Annotated in this window: 22 protein-coding genes; 7 read left to right on the forward strand and 15 right to left on the reverse strand. The window is 35.0% G+C overall.

Translation table 11 applies throughout. The annotated features are described in order from the left end of the window. Window positions 1-271: 271 nt before the first annotated feature. Window positions 272-556, reverse strand: coding sequence for a hypothetical protein (locus IW492_RS03065; protein ID WP_202065069.1), 285 nt, complete (start codon window positions 554-556; stop codon window positions 272-274). A gap of 107 nt (window positions 557-663) precedes the next feature. Between IW492_RS03065 and IW492_RS03070 the strand changes: the two genes are divergently transcribed. Further along, complete coding sequence (locus tag IW492_RS03070) at window positions 664-1,098, forward strand: hypothetical protein (protein ID WP_202065071.1); 435 nt, start codon at window positions 664-666, stop codon at window positions 1,096-1,098. A gap of 204 nt (window positions 1,099-1,302) precedes the next feature. On the opposite strand, the gene IW492_RS03075 is transcribed toward IW492_RS03070, so the two are convergent. The 3 genes from IW492_RS03075 to IW492_RS03085 form a co-directional block, all read right to left on the reverse strand. After that, a complete protein-coding gene (locus tag IW492_RS03075) occupies window positions 1,303-1,587 on the reverse strand; it encodes a YopX family protein (RefSeq protein ID WP_330927518.1) in 285 nt (94 codons plus the stop codon). A gap of 476 nt (window positions 1,588-2,063) precedes the next feature. Beyond that, window positions 2,064-3,152, reverse strand: coding sequence for a hypothetical protein (locus IW492_RS03080; protein WP_236671762.1), 1,089 nt, complete (start codon window positions 3,150-3,152; stop codon window positions 2,064-2,066). Then, entirely contained in the window at window positions 3,133-3,663 is a 531-nt protein-coding gene (locus tag IW492_RS03085) for a sigma-70 family RNA polymerase sigma factor (protein ID WP_202065605.1), read from the reverse strand. The genes IW492_RS03080 and IW492_RS03085 overlap by 20 nt, the downstream gene beginning before the upstream one ends. Before the next feature lie 664 nt (window positions 3,664-4,327). Here IW492_RS03085 and IW492_RS03090 point away from each other — a divergent pair. After that, a complete protein-coding gene (locus IW492_RS03090; RefSeq protein WP_202065076.1) occupies window positions 4,328-4,816 on the forward strand; it encodes a hypothetical protein in 489 nt (162 codons plus the stop codon). Between the two features lie 26 nt (window positions 4,817-4,842). Here IW492_RS03090 and IW492_RS03095 read toward each other — a convergent pair whose 3' ends face one another. From IW492_RS03095 to IW492_RS18285, 11 genes are all read right to left on the reverse strand, one after another. After that, entirely contained in the window at window positions 4,843-5,586 is a 744-nt protein-coding gene (locus IW492_RS03095) for a helix-turn-helix domain-containing protein (protein WP_202065077.1), read from the reverse strand. A gap of 129 nt (window positions 5,587-5,715) precedes the next feature. Beyond that, entirely contained in the window at window positions 5,716-6,156 is a 441-nt protein-coding gene (locus IW492_RS03100) for a hypothetical protein (RefSeq protein WP_202065079.1), read from the reverse strand. 306 nt (window positions 6,157-6,462) lie between these two features. After that, window positions 6,463-7,254 (reverse strand): hypothetical protein, encoded by a 792-nt coding sequence (locus tag IW492_RS03105; protein ID WP_202065080.1) that lies wholly within the window; start codon window positions 7,252-7,254, stop codon window positions 6,463-6,465. Between the two features lie 957 nt (window positions 7,255-8,211). Beyond that, window positions 8,212-8,625 carry a hypothetical protein gene (locus IW492_RS03110; protein ID WP_202065082.1) on the reverse strand — a complete coding sequence of 138 codons (414 nt, stop codon included), beginning with the start codon at window positions 8,623-8,625 and terminating at the stop codon, window positions 8,212-8,214. Between the two features lie 391 nt (window positions 8,626-9,016). Then, the gene (locus tag IW492_RS03115) at window positions 9,017-9,340 is read right to left on the reverse strand and encodes a hypothetical protein (RefSeq protein WP_202065084.1); all 324 of its coding nucleotides are present in this window, start codon (window positions 9,338-9,340) and stop codon (window positions 9,017-9,019) included. A gap of 564 nt (window positions 9,341-9,904) precedes the next feature. Further along, window positions 9,905-10,150 carry a hypothetical protein gene (locus IW492_RS03120; RefSeq protein WP_202065086.1) on the reverse strand — a complete coding sequence of 82 codons (246 nt, stop codon included), beginning with the start codon at window positions 10,148-10,150 and terminating at the stop codon, window positions 9,905-9,907. A 153-nt stretch (window positions 10,151-10,303) separates the two neighbouring features. Continuing rightward, the gene (locus IW492_RS03125; RefSeq protein ID WP_202065088.1) at window positions 10,304-10,450 is read right to left on the reverse strand and encodes a putative holin-like toxin; all 147 of its coding nucleotides are present in this window, start codon (window positions 10,448-10,450) and stop codon (window positions 10,304-10,306) included. Window positions 10,451-10,836: 386 nt separating this feature from the next. Beyond that, window positions 10,837-11,679: a Cof-type HAD-IIB family hydrolase gene (locus tag IW492_RS03130; RefSeq protein ID WP_202065090.1), complete on the reverse strand. Its 843-nt coding sequence runs from the start codon at window positions 11,677-11,679 to the stop codon at window positions 10,837-10,839. 26 nt (window positions 11,680-11,705) lie between these two features. Then, window positions 11,706-11,861 (reverse strand): hypothetical protein, encoded by a 156-nt coding sequence (locus IW492_RS18585; RefSeq protein WP_202065092.1) that lies wholly within the window; start codon window positions 11,859-11,861, stop codon window positions 11,706-11,708. Next, window positions 11,855-12,100, reverse strand: coding sequence for a hypothetical protein (locus tag IW492_RS03140; RefSeq protein WP_202065094.1), 246 nt, complete (start codon window positions 12,098-12,100; stop codon window positions 11,855-11,857). Before IW492_RS03140 ends, IW492_RS18585 begins: the two co-directional genes overlap by 7 nt. 289 nt (window positions 12,101-12,389) lie before the next feature. Next, on the reverse strand, window positions 12,390-12,518 hold the full coding sequence (locus IW492_RS18285; protein ID WP_267491458.1) for a hypothetical protein: 129 nt from the start codon (window positions 12,516-12,518) through the stop codon (window positions 12,390-12,392). Between the two features lie 227 nt (window positions 12,519-12,745). On the opposite strand from IW492_RS18285, the gene folB reads away from it, so the two are divergent. Genes folB through folP form a run of 5 tightly spaced genes read left to right on the forward strand, consistent with a single transcriptional unit; the run spans window position 12,746 to window position 15,534 of the window. Beyond that, complete coding sequence (gene folB, locus IW492_RS03145; protein WP_202065097.1) at window positions 12,746-13,114, forward strand: dihydroneopterin aldolase; 369 nt, start codon at window positions 12,746-12,748, stop codon at window positions 13,112-13,114. Then, on the forward strand, window positions 13,111-13,596 hold the full coding sequence (gene folK, locus IW492_RS03150) for a 2-amino-4-hydroxy-6-hydroxymethyldihydropteridine diphosphokinase (protein WP_202065098.1): 486 nt from the start codon (window positions 13,111-13,113) through the stop codon (window positions 13,594-13,596). The genes folB and folK overlap by 4 nt, the downstream gene beginning before the upstream one ends. Then, window positions 13,590-14,159, forward strand: coding sequence for a GTP cyclohydrolase I FolE (folE, locus tag IW492_RS03155; RefSeq protein ID WP_202065099.1), 570 nt, complete (start codon window positions 13,590-13,592; stop codon window positions 14,157-14,159). Before folK ends, folE begins: the two co-directional genes overlap by 7 nt. Beyond that, window positions 14,156-14,749 carry a non-canonical purine NTP pyrophosphatase gene (locus tag IW492_RS03160; RefSeq protein ID WP_202065100.1) on the forward strand — a complete coding sequence of 198 codons (594 nt, stop codon included), beginning with the start codon at window positions 14,156-14,158 and terminating at the stop codon, window positions 14,747-14,749. Before folE ends, IW492_RS03160 begins: the two co-directional genes overlap by 4 nt. After that, window positions 14,746-15,534, forward strand: coding sequence for a dihydropteroate synthase (folP, locus tag IW492_RS03165; RefSeq protein WP_202065102.1), 789 nt, complete (start codon window positions 14,746-14,748; stop codon window positions 15,532-15,534). Before IW492_RS03160 ends, folP begins: the two co-directional genes overlap by 4 nt. The last annotated feature ends 427 nt before the right edge of the window (window positions 15,535-15,961 follow it).

Raw genomic sequence — 15,961 nt, forward strand, 5'->3', positions numbered from 1 at the left:
TTGATTAATGGTATAATTTTTAAACATAAGGCACACTCCTTTTTGGTTGAGTTTAGTCACTTTAATCTTATAAGGTCGTGTGCTTTTTGTATACCTTAAAATCAAAAAAAGTGGGACAATAATTAGATTTTTTTCTGACTATTGTCCCACACTCATTAAAGAAAGCTTTTTTATGAAGATAGGTAAAATTACTTCTTTCTTTGAAACAAGATTAATCTTGGTGTTCAAACTATTTTATGTTCTATACCTAGTCTTAGAACTTGACTTTTTCCTACTTCTCGATTGGTTCATAATATAAATCTATCTTTGTTGCGTCCTCGTTCTCCTTAGAAAATATCAGCTGGTAATCGATTCCGTCTCTTTCCAGGTTCATAGCTTTTTCTTCTGTCTTTTTCTGTGTTACTTTTAATAAATCTTCAGCATAGACATAAAATCCATTATTTTCATCCAAATAGACCGTACTGCTAGAAGTTGCTGAATCAGAGGAACCCTTATTACCACATCCGACCAAAAGCATTAAAAAGACAAATGAAACCAAAGTTATTCGTTTTTTCATATAGTTCACCTCATATTCTTAAAAGTCCATTGACAAAAAAAATAAACAATATATAATTAAATTATGACTAGGTTGCATTAATAATACCATAGAAGGAGCGTTTTATCATGTTTAAGATAAATTTTTTTACTTATTTGTTTGCATCTTCATTTTTAGCTTTATTATTAATCACTTCTCCAGTTAGTACTTCTGCTTCAGAAACAGTTACTCCGGCAGCCAATTTCTCTACAGTTTCAATTCCTGTTTCTAGTGATTCTGTCACCGTTACTGATGAAGCTGGAAATATAGTTGACAGTTCTGAATATACTATTTACGAAGAAGTCTCACTCTCTCGAGCTTTAATTATTGAGCGATCGTACACAATGTATAGAAACTTTAGTATTGCAATTTTTCCTAGATACTACCACGTTAGTTTTGAAAGCGGTTACTTAACCCCTTGGTCTGGATACGTTTATTATCAAACGTACTACAAAATATCAACATTCGCTGGAACTATTTATCAAGCCAAATACTCAGGAACTCTTTATTCCAAAACAAATTAGTTTGTAGTATTCATTCTAAGCTGCTTAATAAACACCGCACTGAGTGTAGCCTTAGTTTTAAGGAACGAAAAAATCCCTCCGATAGCGGATTTCTTCGCTCTTTTTTAATTTCATAAACACCAATTTTTGAGAAGCATTATTTTACTCTAAAATTGACTCATGGATCACCTCTAGAAAAAAATAGCTGCTTGCTATTTTTGGCGCTCAGTCAAAAGTATTTTCTTTTACTTCAGAATCATCTTCAATCTCAAACAAGTCTTCAGTTATATTCTCCCAATTGAACATGAATTTTCCATCTTCAAAAGATACTACTCCATATGTTTCCCAGCGATCACGTTCATAAATCTCAACTCCTGCACGATCATTACGACCGGAGTATTGACATAAATTCCTACGCTCAATTGGAACAGCAATGACCTTATTCTCTTTCTCACTATAGTACATAATTAAATGGTTCCCCATACCTTCATCAACATAGTAGCCATTCACCAGTTTCAATACTTTTCGCTTTAAATCTGATCTCTCTCATTTGATTTTGGGGTCCACATATCAATAGAACGAAATTTTACGGTATAAAGTCGAATGTTTTATCTTTCTCTTCAGAGATTGTCTGTCCTCTTAGTTGAAGTCTATCAAAAGCTATCCTTCAGCAGCTTTTATCTCTTCAAAATCTAATTGAATCTCTTCTAGTGTTCGTTTCATCCTCTCACTCCCACGCTTTCTTTTTGTTAGATTCGCTTTATATTCTGGATAAAAATATAACATCGGTCCTGGTAAGTTAACGACCTATTTAACATATAATCCTATTCCAGGTTCCTGGTATAGAGTATCAAATATCAATATATAGAAAAATGGACCCCTTCCCTAATAAAAAAGCACTCTAAATAAATTTTTAGGGTGCTTTTTCGCTTAAGTATGTTTATAAAAATTTATCTCACTAAATTTTACCATTGAATAAAATGAACTTATTCATTTTTAATTTCAAAACTCCCTATTTCTTCAATTAATTGTGTATTATTATCTATTTCATTCAGCTCTATTCTGTAAACTGCGTTTGATTTATCCAATGCACTTAAACTAAAAGTCAATTCAAAATCTCCAGTTGTAGGATCATGTATCTCTGTAGAAATAAAATTATCCACTTTAACACCGTCTTTATAAATAATAACCATAGGTCTGCTATCCTCTTTTTTTAGCAAAACAGTAAATTTAGCCTCTGTCTGCAAAGCATCACTAACCACGTTAATATTCTCAATATTGTGTATGTTCATAACTTCTGGTGTTACTGTTTGTGGTAAGGGTCTAGAATCAATATCGAATACCCAATCCCCTTCATATGCCGCTGCATAATCTACTGAAAAAGGGGCCATTGGATCAATAGCAGTAGCTTCCGCCTTTGCTCTTGCAACTTCTTCATTATCTTGCCAAGCTAATTGGGTAATATGCAACGTCAGCTTAGTATTATCTGGGATAGTATCACTAGCAAAAACAGCCATCACGGAACCATAGAACATGTCTCCTTCAATTCGGCTGGTTGAGCCCCCCGCAACACCCCTATATAAATTTTCATTGCTTCCTTCTGCATAAAGTTCAATATCTATAAAATCAAAGTTTTTTGTTGTAGACTCACTTGATTGACTATTCCGCTCCAATAATGTCTTCAATTTTTCATCTTCGATTTTAAATTGGTAATCAAACGCCATTTTGCGTTTTGTTGCAATAAATTTCGTTAACGCTATCTGCATTCCGTTAGATTCACTCACTAAGTTTAAATTACTTTCTATCCCATTCTTCTCTGCTGAACTAATACCTGGATCTTCACTAATCCCTAATACACTTCTTATTGCTAAATTGATCTGAGGACTAGCTATTAAAAGTACTGCTATTGCTGCTAATGCAACAAGTAAAACAATCGGTTTCTTGTATCCAACTACTTTTATTTTTTTATTATCCTCATACTCTACCATCTTCTTACGATTTTGATTTAGTTTTTGCATAACATCTTCTGGAATTTCTTTTTCTCTTTTTATCAAATCAATATTTTTTTTCTCCATCCCATTCTCCCTCCAATAAGATTTTTAATTTTTCTCTTCCACGTGCTAATCTCGTTTTCACCGTATTTTTTGGCATGTCTAACTGATTAGCAATCTCCTTAACATCAAATCCTGCATAATAATGTAATACGATAGGGATTTTATATTTTTCCGGTAAATACATAAATACCGTCTCTAAATCTGAACCCACATAACGCTTATCTACCACAGACCAATCATTATCATCATACTGGATCATATCCACCCTTTTTTTTAGGATAGTCTTCGCAACATTGATCATGATTTTAAAAATCCATGTGTTAAAAGCTGCGTCATTCTTAAGCTTTTTAATTTTCTCCCAAGCACGAATTTCTGTTTCTTGTAGACAATCTGCAACATCTTCATTATTTTGAAGTAGTTTATAGGCGGAATTGTACAGCACCACTTGATACGCTTCACAAAGTTGAAAAAACGCTCTAATATCTCCCTTTTTCGCTTTTTTGACTAATGCTACTTGTAAGTCATTTTTCATTATAGTCATTTTCCCCCTCCCACGCCTATTAGACTTCAAAAACCTTGTAAAGGTTTCATTATAAATACTTTTTTTGCAAAATTTAATTTGAGGGATTCCAGTATTAACGGAATGAATTTTTGCGGTATAGAGTGACACACAAACATTTATTAAAATGGAAAGGTTTCCAATTAGTACTTAAGCAAGACATGTTTCGCTGAAGATATTAGAGTTTCAACACTCATTTTTCTACTCATCATAGAACCATCTATTCTAACTTAAGTAGGCGGTTTCATCTTTTATGAATATAAGCAAAATGGATAGCTGCACCTTCAGAAATAACCTGGAATACATCCATCCATTTTACATGACTATTTTTGTGGATCAGAGAAAACATTTTTAATGTCCGATAAAATACATCGTTTTTGATTATTTTAGATAAAAAAGAGTGCATACAAAGAAGGCTTTTCGCCTTCCTTCAGTGACCCTATTCAAATGTTTTCTTCACTTGAAATTCTCTATTTAATCCAAAAAAATCAATTAATAAAGAAATAACAAAAACACCTTCAATTCAACATTGCTACATTGTGTGTCCTAAAAAAAATTGGCTTCGCTACAAAATAGCACTTTACCTTTAATCAAAGCAATTGTTATTCTAAATACATATTAAGAAGGAGGAATATTTATGAAAAAATATATTTTCACTAGTTTATTGATAGGGTTTCTATTCTGTCCATTAGGAGCTGTTAGCGCCCAAGCAGATAACACATATTCTAACGAACAAGAAAAAATTGAACAGGCAGCTAATGAACCTGTAATTCCTATTCCCTTTGAAGAATTATCTGAAGAGACAAAAGTTACAATCCTTGCAGAGAAAATTGACATAGAAAATACAACATTCTACAAAAGTATATTTGAAACTTATGAATTACCTACTATTAGAACCTTGGGATATATAGGAACAGTTGTAAATTATTATTTTGTTGATCAAACTACTACATTTAAAACTAACAAAATTTCAAAAGGAGCGCCATATGGACACACATATAAGACGATAAATGTCCGAAAAGGTTACACTTTTACTTCTGTTTACTACTATGTATCAACAAAAGCAAAAACTAAAAATTATAGAACTGACAAATTAAAAGTTATACTACAATACAAAACTTACTAGATCATAGAAATAAATGAGGTGGCGCCTTAATATCCCACCTCATTTATTTCTCCCCATTTATTCTTGACTTTTTCAAAAGTATCTTGGAAATATGAACTCTCCTTTTTAAGGATATCATTCACATTTTTTCTAATTTCGTAGGAATATCTAACCCTGTTACTATTCTCAGCTTCATCATTTAAAATAAAATTTTTATCAAAAATAAATGACATACCCTCAATTGGTCCGCTCCTAAAAGAAACTTGAATGTCGTCATCATTTCCATTATAAATCATTGTTATTTGACTATTGTCATCATTAGATCTATCTGCTAATAGTCCCAATTCATTTGATATGTTTCTAATATCTAGTGAATCAGAATAACCGACCATATAAGTCATGTCTTCTTCAGTAAGAGAATACGCCCCTCCAATCCTCTGCCATTCATTTACATTTTTGTAGAGATTATTTTTCTTGATATACACTGCTGAAAAATATACTACTAATAGCACTAATATAGCAAGCAACACTCCTAAATAGTATTTTGACTTTCTTCCTCTTCTCACACTTTTGTCTAACTCACTCACCATTTCAACATCCCCTTTCAGAAGATAATCAACAGAAGTTTCAAATACGCCACTCAACGCAATCAGCATAGATAAATCTGGGTACGTTCGGCCAGTCTCCCAACTCGATATAGTTGTTCTAGATACCCTTAATTGATCCGCTAAGTTTTGCTGAGTATAGTTATATACTTTCCTTTTCTGTCGTATAACTTCTCCTACGTTCATTATTATCCAGCTCCTTCTATATTTATTATTTTCTACCAGTTGCTGATAAATATAAAGTTTAAATTTGTAGCATTTCCTAAAGTTACAAACCATCACAATGAAGATCACACTATTTCAAGACTACGCTGCTTAATCTCTTGGACTCTGCATTTTCCAAGGAAGTTTAACTTCATAGGGCTCAAAAAGAGTGTTAAACAGATTAACGATTGGAGGTAAGATAACTATCAGCATATTTGTTCGTACCCTGTTGTTTTGATAATTGAACCACACCAGCATTAGAGATAGGATTCCAATTGAGATACCTCCATATCTTTTGACTCTACTGTCCATAAAATACAATCTTCTCCATCGTGGCGTATAACTAAATCTATTGTTACAAAGTTTATCGTAGTTATCTGATAATTCAGGTCTAACTAGCTGATTATTGATAAATTCTGGCGGTTCCCAATATTTTTCTATTTCTATTTCCAAATGATTACAGCTTTTTTTAATCCCTGAGTATTTTTTTGCCAGAATACAACGAACCACTATGTACAAGAAAAAAACACCATATAGCAATCGAATAATCATTACTGATCCTCTTTCTGATCCTTTTTGATAAATTGATAAAGTCCTTCTAAAGAAGGCTCTTTAGTCCCAGCAAGATACTTTTTTGTTATTGAATTTTCTTTCAATAAGTCCGAATACTTATCAGTACATCCAGTTTTTTCTAATTCAGCGTATTTTGCTGAATTAATTTGATCTGCTGGGAAAGCTCTATATGTATATTTGAGTATATACTTACATTCCTTTCTGATCCTTTTTGAGAACTAATAACTTTTCCGTAGTTTGCTTACTCATCGTCTTAACTCCTAATTTTTTTGGTCTTTTCTAAAATTATGCCATTGGTTCTGATTTCAATTTCCTATATGTGAAATGAGATTCTTGAATCAAGTGACCAGGACAAACCTCGTTCGAGATTAATTTCATCGCTGGTCCAACATAGCCGATTAAACGTTCATGTACATAGCCAGATTTTTTTTTCAATAAAATCGTTATTTGATTAATATCAATTATTACATCTTTTTCTACGTAATACTGATCAATTAACTTTATAATATCTCCTAAAAATTCATCATCACCAATACTTTTTGGTCTTTTCCTTGACTTCAACCATTCCTCGTGACGCTGTCGTTCTTCTTCACATTCTTTTTCCCTTTGAATATGTTTAAAATCAGCAATAATCTGATTCACTTTATTAGTATCCTTCGTACTCATAGGCAAATCAACTTTGTAAAACGCATTCATTCTTTCTTTTAGCATATCAGGAAAAGCTACCTGCCCATTGTAGAAACCAACAGCATTAGCTATGAAAGATTGGAAGCCTTCGCCACGACTTACTCTTATCAAAATATCATCCAAATGCCTATTGATTTTCTGAATACCCTCGCGCACATTTCTGGCTATTTTCTCTGGGATATTCGTATGATCAGAGAAATGCTTCAAACTAAGACCAATAATCTCATTCTTTGTTTTTGCTCTTAAAAGATACTGATATTTCACCTCTCGTCCACAAGCACAAAACAAATGATTTTCCACAGGAACTTTTTCAGCTTGATAACAGTCGCTTTCTTTATAATCGTAAAACTCCCAACAATCATCTTTTGTAAAAATTTCATTTAGAAACATTGACTGAATGTCCTTCTTTTTATAGTAAAAAAATATTTCCTTTTGTTCGACAATCATCGTGCTTAAAACCACGCTTCGTTCTCTTTCTGTCAGAATAACCAAGTATACCCCTCCTTAAAGTCATTTGCCTTTTCTCTTACTGATCCTTTTTGAGAAGACACATTTTTATAATCTTTTGTTGGTTGAAGCACATGAAGAAGATAGTGAAACATTAAAATTTTCAATTGGAATTGAGAAATTAAGTACTTAATTAACTAGCACTATGGGTATTTAATACTATTTTCTAACTTTTCTAGTTGAGTTTCTCTCCGCATTATTTTTCTTTCTCCCCTTCTTAGCAAAGTCTTTGTTTTTAGTTGATATCCACTAGCCAATCAAATTATACTATCAACTATTGATCCTTTTGAAGAAGTATCATTTTTTCCTTATTCTCTTGAATGTTTTTTATAGTGAAAATAACTGTAAACACAACTGCTATAAATAGTATTCTTAGAGCTAAATCAAATAAATTCATTTCTTGCTCCTTTCAATTTCATTCTTTTTGAGATACTCTTCAATTAACAGCTGATAATCTTTCCCAAGTACATTTTGAGTTATGCTTTTTCTGTAGAACCTTTTAAAATCTTCTCGTGTATAAACGGCCATAAGCTGCTGTATATTTCCATCAGAAATCACGCTTTCCTTTTTTCTTCTAGAATTTCAGTCCACATAGCTTGTTTCATTTGAACTCATTCTATTATTATTCCAGATCACGCTACTGTCCCATTGATCATCTTCAGTTACTGATTATATAAACTAAATTTTTGAGCAATAGGCTGTCAACTCCTGCATCTCAGAATAAAATGGAAAAGATTTATTAAGTACCAAACCTATTGTAATATCTTTTACTTCAGACTATCTATATCCTAAATAAAAAAAACGCCCTAAATTATCATAGAGCGTGTTTTTCATAGTCATTTAATAATCAATATTCTCAATTGCTTCCCTAATTTCTTTAAGTGTTGCGGCATCAGGATCAACATCAGTATTCCAGCTTTCACCAGTTTCCCGGACTGATCCTTCCCCATTTAAGAAACCACCATTCGGCATAACAAGAAAGGTAGCTTGTTCTCCCAACTGGTTGTAGTAATCTGTGTACCAAACATCTTTACCATATATTTTAGCCTCTTCAACAGCAGCTAAAATGGTTGCATTTGTTTCAGATTCTACTTTGACTTCTTGTATTTCCTGCACTTCCTCTACTTCAACAATTCCTGAATTTGTTGATATCTCATCAGCAAAGAACGCATATCTACTTAAAAAAAACGTCAAACTAATTGAAGCAATTAGACCTGCTAAAAAAAGTATTCTTTTAATGAGTTTTCCTTTCATGCTAGTCCCTCCATCTTTATTTTTTGAAACCAATATATTTTTTACCAATTACAAACTAAATAGTAGGATCCACTAACTGGATTTTTTGAGTAATAAGCCATCAAACCTGATCTAGTTTTGAAATAGTATTGATACCCTGGGTAAATAGCATACTCCCCCATACCATTTCCCCATAAAGATAGGTCATTTTTGCTTGATCCTGATCTCCAATTAGAGCAGAATCACGAAAAGTTTGCCATAATAAGTATTCTCCGGTACCAGAAGCAGCATAAAAATAATATCCTGAAAAAACCCATCCACTACCACTAAAACTATTTGATCTGTAAGAAGCATTAGCTTTTAATTCATAAACATAGTTAGGGGTATCCGGTCCTCTCAGCAAACTATTTTTTTATTTTGGTACTAATTTTGAAGGATCATCTTTGAATTCTTCAACTGTTATTGCCTGTGGATCAGTATCACTATTAACTACTGTTACAATGTTAGAATCAATACTAGGACGCATCTCTACCTCACCATGAATAACCGCTCCATCGGACAGCATAACAATAGAATCTGAATCTTCCAGTCCATAAGTAACGATTTCAACATCATTCGTAGGTATTTCGGTGGGAGCTGGTTCTTTATAGTTTGCTGCTTCCACACTTTCTACAAATGAAACACTAACGATTAAGCTGAAACCAAACATTAATAGTCCAATAATTCTCTTTTTCATGATATAATTTCCCTTCATTTTTTTACATTTTGATTATATCATAAAAACGTGTCAATAAGTATGGATAATTTTAAATAAAAATATCTTTTCTAATTTACATAGCTAAAAAAATGCAAATAAAAAATATATCTCCTAATACTACATAATTGATCTTTTTTTAGAAACCGAACTATTTTCAGCCTCAGGAATTTTTACCGTTCATCTATAGAAAAAATATCCTGGTAAATTCTCAGCTATTGCAGGAGAATTTTTGCTAGGAATTCGAACTATCCTTTTTGAATCTGATTCAACTATCAGCTCCAGTTACTGACTATTTTTAAGATAATCACTAAGTAACTTTTGAATGTCTTTATACCTGCTACTATTTTTTTGTAGTATCTTAATTTTTGCAAATTCAGGTTGAGCATTTGCAAAAAACTCTTCTTTAAGTATAGCTGTGCCCTGTTCATCATACTCAAACCTGTAAGAAACATCGGGGATTCCTTCTAAAGTAAAAAAGCCGATTTCTGTTCTGTTACTGTTCTGTATTCTACAGCGTACACGATATCCGTAAATTTTTTCCAATTACTTATATTTTTTATAAAGAACACCAGCTTTGTTTAACATCAATTTAGTTATAAAATTTTCCAACTTTATTTCTGTTCCGAATTTGTTCGTATCCGGAATTAGAACTATTGACTCTTTGCTGTCTTCAATAGCTGCTATCTGATAAAATTGATTATCAACCTCCAGGAGTACTTCGGAGCTATCTAAATAACTGAAGTCTACTTGCAATATTGTTAACAGATCTGTCGCTATCAATTCTTTCACTACTTTCTTTCGATGATATAAAAAAGTAGTTTCAGATACGAAATTGTGCTATAATATCAATGAAAAAGGAGATATGCTCTAACATATCCCCTTTAACGTAGAACCGCTTAAGACGGCAGCATAGTTTTTGTTAAAAAGATAACCGTAAACTCACTAAAGTTTAACGACGGTTATTTTTTTGTCATTTTTAAGCAGATTGACTAAAGCAATAACAAGCATGCTAAAGCTGAATAGTAACTGGATTGTCTCTAATGCTGACAAAAGGCGTTCTCCTTTCCTAGAATTAGCACTTACTTTCATAAGCACCACCTCCTCAAGAAGTAGCCACCGTCACAAACTTTCCTACCGCATTATTATAACATAGTTTCGAGCTATCATTATTCAATCCACACCCTCTAATTCTTATTAAACTTCCCCATTATATTCTGCAAAATACAAGACACCCTATCTTTTTACCCGGTATGTTTTCAGCTCTGATAAGGTTTCTTCCTCTATCGGTGCAGGGGAAATAACGTACAAATCATCACTGATTTTTTCAACTGTTGAATTCATTCCTACATCAAAAAATCCAGCTGAAAAAAATCCAGTTCGAACAGCACTACTGAACCAGTTTTTACAGAAACTTTTTATGAGCACATTGGGTACAAAGTACTTGGAGGGTTACTTGGAACGAATTTCTGTACAACTCATTTTGTTCCCAGAACATACTTTTGCAAAGCCTTTGATACGCCATTTTCATTATTGCTGAAGGTTTTAATATCCGCAGCCTCCTGAACTTCAATAGGAGCATTTGCCATTGAAACCCCCAGTCCTGCGAGCTTTAGCATTGGGATATCATTAAAGTTATCGCCAATCGCCATTGTTTCCTCCAAATCAACCTGATAATACGACGCCAACTCCAGTAAAGCTCTCTCTTTTGAGACATCGCAATGTGTCACCTCTAAATAATTTTCCTTTGAAAGGTAGAAGGAACTGCTTTCCAATTTCAATGCCTGACAATACGCTTGCAGACGCTCAATTTCCTGCGGTGTTCCAATCAACAAAAGTTTATGAACAGGCATCTCTGCACTCAACATCAGCAGCTGCACATTTTTTTCAATTGGTGTTTCCTTTGTTATACCTGCTTCAATCTCAGCCCATCTTGTATATTTATCGACATACCAGTCCTCTCCGGAATACAAGTTAATCGTAATCTCCGGAAACCTATCTTTAATGATATCAACAATCACACCCACCTCTGTCTTATTCATCTCATGACTGAGAATAGGCTGATGGGATTCGCTATCCGCTTCTTTCAAAACCAATGCGCCATTATAGCAGGCAAGCGGACTTGTCCTGATACCCAACTCTTCTGCCAATGAATACATTCCTTTGGGTGAACGTGCAGAAGCCAGAATAAAAGGAACCTTCTGCTCTTTTAAATGTTCCAGCGTTTCCTTTAATCCATCATCCACTCTATGTGCAGAGTCCAAAATTGTACCATCAATATCACTCATAACCAGCTTTATATTGCTACCGCCTGTTCCCATTATCGTCACCCTCTAATAAATAATTTCTAACCCGGAAGTAATGAGAGACAGCGTTGATCCTTCCAGTTTCTATCTGTTATAAAATAATCAAAATCACTCAGCTTTCCAAAGGAATATGCCGTTGTCTTTTCAAGCTTGCTATTTTCTGCAAGAAGGATTTTATCTTGGGCTTTCTTTAACACCGTTTTTTTAAGTATACACCTCCCAGATCATCAGAACTGATAATACTGTTTTCCAGTCCCGCAGCTCCAAAAAACACTGTATCAAAAGTAATTTCATTCAACAATACAGCTTCATTTACTGCATAATAAAATCTGTTTTTAAAATGAAGCTTTCCACCCGGCGAATGTAAATAAATAGTCCACTCACTAGAAACGTACACAACAACCCGTTTTTTATGCCCTATTAACAACTTACCCACAGCTTATCAGCAAGTATATATTTAGAAAATATTTTTGCTTAGATTTTTACCGAATACACAAGAAAACGTTTTGAATTTAACAGCAGACCATGCTCATCTAGGAAAGCAATCACTGTAAAAAAACACCTTCCATCGTTTGGAAAGTGCTGCTTGTTACTTGTATGCTGTTAAAAGCGGCTATAATCAACCTATCAGTTCCATATCAAAAATTTTCTTTTTTTTCAATTGCGAAGCAAATTATTAAGAATAGGTTCGCTGCTTCACCTTATAACTTAAACAAATATCCAGCTTACTTATTAAAAATTTTCGGACCTTTTCGCATATTCTTGCGGTCATTCTTTGGCGTCTCCATCTGTTTTGCTCTGCCGCCGCCCTGCTTCTTCTTTATAATTTCCAGCATTTTCTCTTTTGTATTCATTTTCTGCACCACCTTTGTCAATCAAACTTCACTCTCTATCGAGTAAGAAAACATCAGTTGATTATGACATAAAAATGGAAAGTTCGCAAAGTAAATTTTGAAATTCTTTAACAATACATAAAAGCCAGGCAAACACCCTCCTTACTTTTTATCAAAAAAACCTTGGCTCTCATTTCACCTTCATTCCTTCTCATATGATATAATCGAGCAAAAAGGAGGGACAGGAAATGGATAAGATTCGAATCAATAACTTAAAATTTTATGCCAAAAATGGGGTACTGCCTGAAGAACGGGTGTTAGGCCAGCAACTGGAATTCGATGTTGAGCTGAGACTTTCTTTGAGTAAAGCCGGACACAGTGATGATGTGGCTGATACAGTCAATTACGCTGAAGTAAATGAGAAGATTGCCTCTCGGGTAAATAATTCTTCTTACGATTTAATGGAAGCCCTAGTTTCAGCAATTTTAGATGATATTGAAGCAGGTTATGGAACACAATTAGATAGTGCTATGGTTCGTGTCCGTAAATACAGTGTCCCAATGCCCGGTGTTTTTGATAATATCGAGATTGAAATGGAAAGAAGGTTTAGCGTTTGAGTATCGTTTTTATAGCTTTAGGCAGCAATCTTGGAGATAGATTGGCGAATCTAAAAAATGCCCGTCAGGCACTGGCAGAACATCCCCGCATTACCGTCATGGATTCTTCTCAGATTTATGAAACAGAGCCTTACGGCAATGTAGATCAGGATGATTTTTTGAATGCAGCAGTTAAGATTGAAACAGATTTATCACCGCAGGAATTGTTGGCTTGTATCCAGCAGATCGAAGCAGATTTAGGGCGTAAACGGCTGATTCACTGGGGACCGCGTACCATTGATCTGGATATTTTATTATTTGATAATTTGCAGATTCAGGCAGAGAATTTAACCATTCCTCATGCTGAACTGATAAAGCGTTCTTTTGTATTGGTTCCGCTCAAAGATATTTATAATCAAAAAATTTTTGGAAAAGATTTGGTCGAGTGGATAAATATCAGCGGGAATGCAGAGGAAGTGAGAGGAAGTGACTTGGAATGGTAAATGATAAGCAGCAGGCAATCATCGAAAAAGCTGTCCGCGACATCTTGGGAGCGGTAGGCGAAGATCCGGATCGTCCAGGTTTAAAAGAAACACCTGCTCGTGTAGCCCGGATGTATCAGGAAATTTTCAGCGGATTAACTGAACCGGAATTTTCCGACTACAAGCTGTTTGACAGCCGCAATCAGGAGGACATGGTTCTGGTCAAAGACATTCATTTTTACTCCATGTGCGAGCATCATCTGCTGCCGTTTTTTGGAAAGGTTCATATTGCCTATATTCCCGATGGACAAAAAGTACTTGGACTGAGCAAACTGCCCCGACTGGTAGATTATTGCGCCAAACGTCCAAGTGTTCAAGAAGATTTAACCGTGATGATTGCTGAAAATTTGGAGAAACATATCCCGGTAAAAGGAATCGCAGTTGCAATTGAAGCGGAGCATATGTGTATGGCAATGCGTGGCGTTAAGTCTCCCAACAGTTTGACGAAAACATTTCATTATCGTGGCATTTTCAAAGAAGAACTGGAAGCTAAGCATGATTTCCTGCGGGCAATCGAAAAATGAACATCATTTATGCAACACATAATCAGGGAAAAGCTTCCGAATTGAGACAGGCTTTACGGCTTTTTCAGCTGGAAGAAAAAATACATTTATTCTCTTTAGAAGATATTGGGGATACGCATGTTCCTCTGGAAGAAACAGGAGCAACCTACCTTGAAAATGCCCGTTTGAAGGCCCGCAGCTATGCTCAGTACCTTGATCTGCCTGTCCTGGCAGACGACGGCGGTCTTGAACTATCTGCTTTTCCGGATATTTTAGGCGTTAAAACGCAGCGCTTTTTTACCAGTAATGATCCCGCTCAACAAAATATTGAGCTCTTGAATTTATTTACCGACAAGCCTGATATTTCCAGAAAATGTACGCTGCACGCTTGCTTAGTCTATCACGATGAGGCAGAAGAAGTTTTTTCCGAGGCAGAAATATCAGGAGAAATCACAACACCGCGCGGAGATGACGGTTACGGCTTTGATTCCATCATTTTTTTACCAAAAAAACAGAAAACCTTTGCCCAACTTCCACAGGAAGAACGTCTCTTGATGAGTCCCCGGGTACAGGCATTTCAAAAATTACTGGAAATGGAGGTTTTTAAATGACTGATTTTTCACGTCCTTTTCAAATCATGGGTATTCTGAACACCACACCGGATTCTTTTTCAGATGGCGGGCTTTACCATAAAAAAGAAACCGCCTTGGAGCACGCACAGGAGATGATCGCAACTGGTGTGGATATTATCGATATCGGCGGTCAGTCTACCCGCCCGAACTATCAGGAAGTTCCAGCCGAGATTGAGCTTGAACGAGTCATTCCCCTAGTTGAAGCAATCCGCAAAGAAACAGAGCTTCCCATTTCAATCGATACGTATTTTCCCGAAGTGGCTAAAGCAGCGGTCATTGCCGGTGCAACAATCATTAATGACGTACGTGGTCTGGATACTCCGGGAATGGTCGAAGTTGCAGCGGCTTTTTCAGAAATCGGGCTGATAATCATGCATTCACGTCCACGCAGACCTGTATCACTTCAAGAGGATATTCAGGATTTCTATCAGGAAAAATTTGAATTGTGTCAAAAACATGGAATTGTAGAGAATCGTATCTGTTTTGATCCGGGACTTGGTTTTGATAAAACACCAGAAGAAAATCAGCAAATTCTGAGAAATCCCGCTGCTTTCCGCTTTCAGAATTTCCCTTTACTGTACGGCATCTCCCGAAAAAGAACAATCGGTGCATTAACCGGTGAAAAAAATCCGGCTGATCGGGATTTCGGTTCTGTTGCCGCCTCTCTATTCGCAGCCAATCAGGGAGTGGAAATTGTGCGTGTTCACAACGTCAAAGGAATGAAACAAAGTTTTGATGTTTGGAAAGCGCTTAAACTTGAATAATTAAGTTTTCTCCAGGATTGAGTGGCAGCTCCTATTCCATACTTTATTAGAAAGCTGCAGGAAGGTTCACTTGTTGAACAGTCCTGCAGCTCTATTTGGTCTATCTAGTTTTCTTCTGCTTGCTGTTTCAGAATAATAAAAAATAATTGTTACAATAGCCGCTGCAGCAAAAAGTACACTCACTTAATAAGCCAATTGTCGCGCCAAATATGAAAAAGCTCCCATTTTTCCACTGAGCTAATCATGGGCAGAAAAAAATGAATCTGCAACTTTATTTCAGAAATGAGCACAGATGATACTTTTACTACTGCCTAAAATCTACTATTCTCTCAGCTTTTTTATATAAGATTTTTTGCAACAAACATCTAAATTTTGCAACTAAACACAAATAAGAAGTAATAAATGCGCTCAGAGGGTATATTGATTA

Origin of the sequence: Enterococcus sp. BWB1-3, from assembly GCF_016745275.1 — a bacterium.
Lineage (GTDB): Bacteria > Bacillota > Bacilli > Lactobacillales > Enterococcaceae > Enterococcus_L.

Excerpts from the sequence above, each read along its gene's own strand:
- IW492_RS03065 (WP_202065069.1), bottom strand. The coding sequence starts at position 556 with ATGAAAAAACGAATAACTTTGGTTTCATTTGTCTTTTTAATGCTTTTG.
- IW492_RS03070 (WP_202065071.1), top strand. The coding sequence starts at position 664 with ATGTTTAAGATAAATTTTTTTACTTATTTGTTTGCATCTTCATTTTTA.
- IW492_RS03080 (WP_236671762.1), bottom strand. The coding sequence starts at position 3,152 with ATGGAGAAAAAAAATATTGATTTGATAAAAAGAGAAAAAGAAATTCCA.
- IW492_RS03085 (WP_202065605.1), bottom strand. The coding sequence starts at position 3,663 with ATGAAAAATGACTTACAAGTAGCATTAGTCAAAAAAGCGAAAAAGGGA.
- IW492_RS03090 (WP_202065076.1), top strand. The coding sequence starts at position 4,328 with ATGAAAAAATATATTTTCACTAGTTTATTGATAGGGTTTCTATTCTGT.
- IW492_RS03095 (WP_202065077.1), bottom strand. The coding sequence starts at position 5,586 with ATGAACGTAGGAGAAGTTATACGACAGAAAAGGAAAGTATATAACTAT.
- IW492_RS03100 (WP_202065079.1), bottom strand. The coding sequence starts at position 6,156 with ATGATTATTCGATTGCTATATGGTGTTTTTTTCTTGTACATAGTGGTT.
- IW492_RS03105 (WP_202065080.1), bottom strand. The coding sequence starts at position 7,254 with ATGTTTCTAAATGAAATTTTTACAAAAGATGATTGTTGGGAGTTTTAC.
- IW492_RS03110 (WP_202065082.1), bottom strand. The coding sequence starts at position 8,625 with ATGAAAGGAAAACTCATTAAAAGAATACTTTTTTTAGCAGGTCTAATT.
- IW492_RS03115 (WP_202065084.1), bottom strand. The coding sequence starts at position 9,340 with ATGAAAAAGAGAATTATTGGACTATTAATGTTTGGTTTCAGCTTAATC.
- IW492_RS03125 (WP_202065088.1), bottom strand. The coding sequence starts at position 10,450 with ATGAAAGTAAGTGCTAATTCTAGGAAAGGAGAACGCCTTTTGTCAGCA.
- IW492_RS03130 (WP_202065090.1), bottom strand. The coding sequence starts at position 11,679 with ATGGGAACAGGCGGTAGCAATATAAAGCTGGTTATGAGTGATATTGAT.
- IW492_RS18285 (WP_267491458.1), bottom strand. The coding sequence starts at position 12,518 with ATGAATACAAAAGAGAAAATGCTGGAAATTATAAAGAAGAAGCAGGGC.
- folB (WP_202065097.1), top strand. The coding sequence starts at position 12,746 with ATGGATAAGATTCGAATCAATAACTTAAAATTTTATGCCAAAAATGGG.
- folE (WP_202065099.1), top strand. The coding sequence starts at position 13,590 with ATGGTAAATGATAAGCAGCAGGCAATCATCGAAAAAGCTGTCCGCGAC.
- IW492_RS03160 (WP_202065100.1), top strand. The coding sequence starts at position 14,156 with ATGAACATCATTTATGCAACACATAATCAGGGAAAAGCTTCCGAATTG.
- folP (WP_202065102.1), top strand. The coding sequence starts at position 14,746 with ATGACTGATTTTTCACGTCCTTTTCAAATCATGGGTATTCTGAACACC.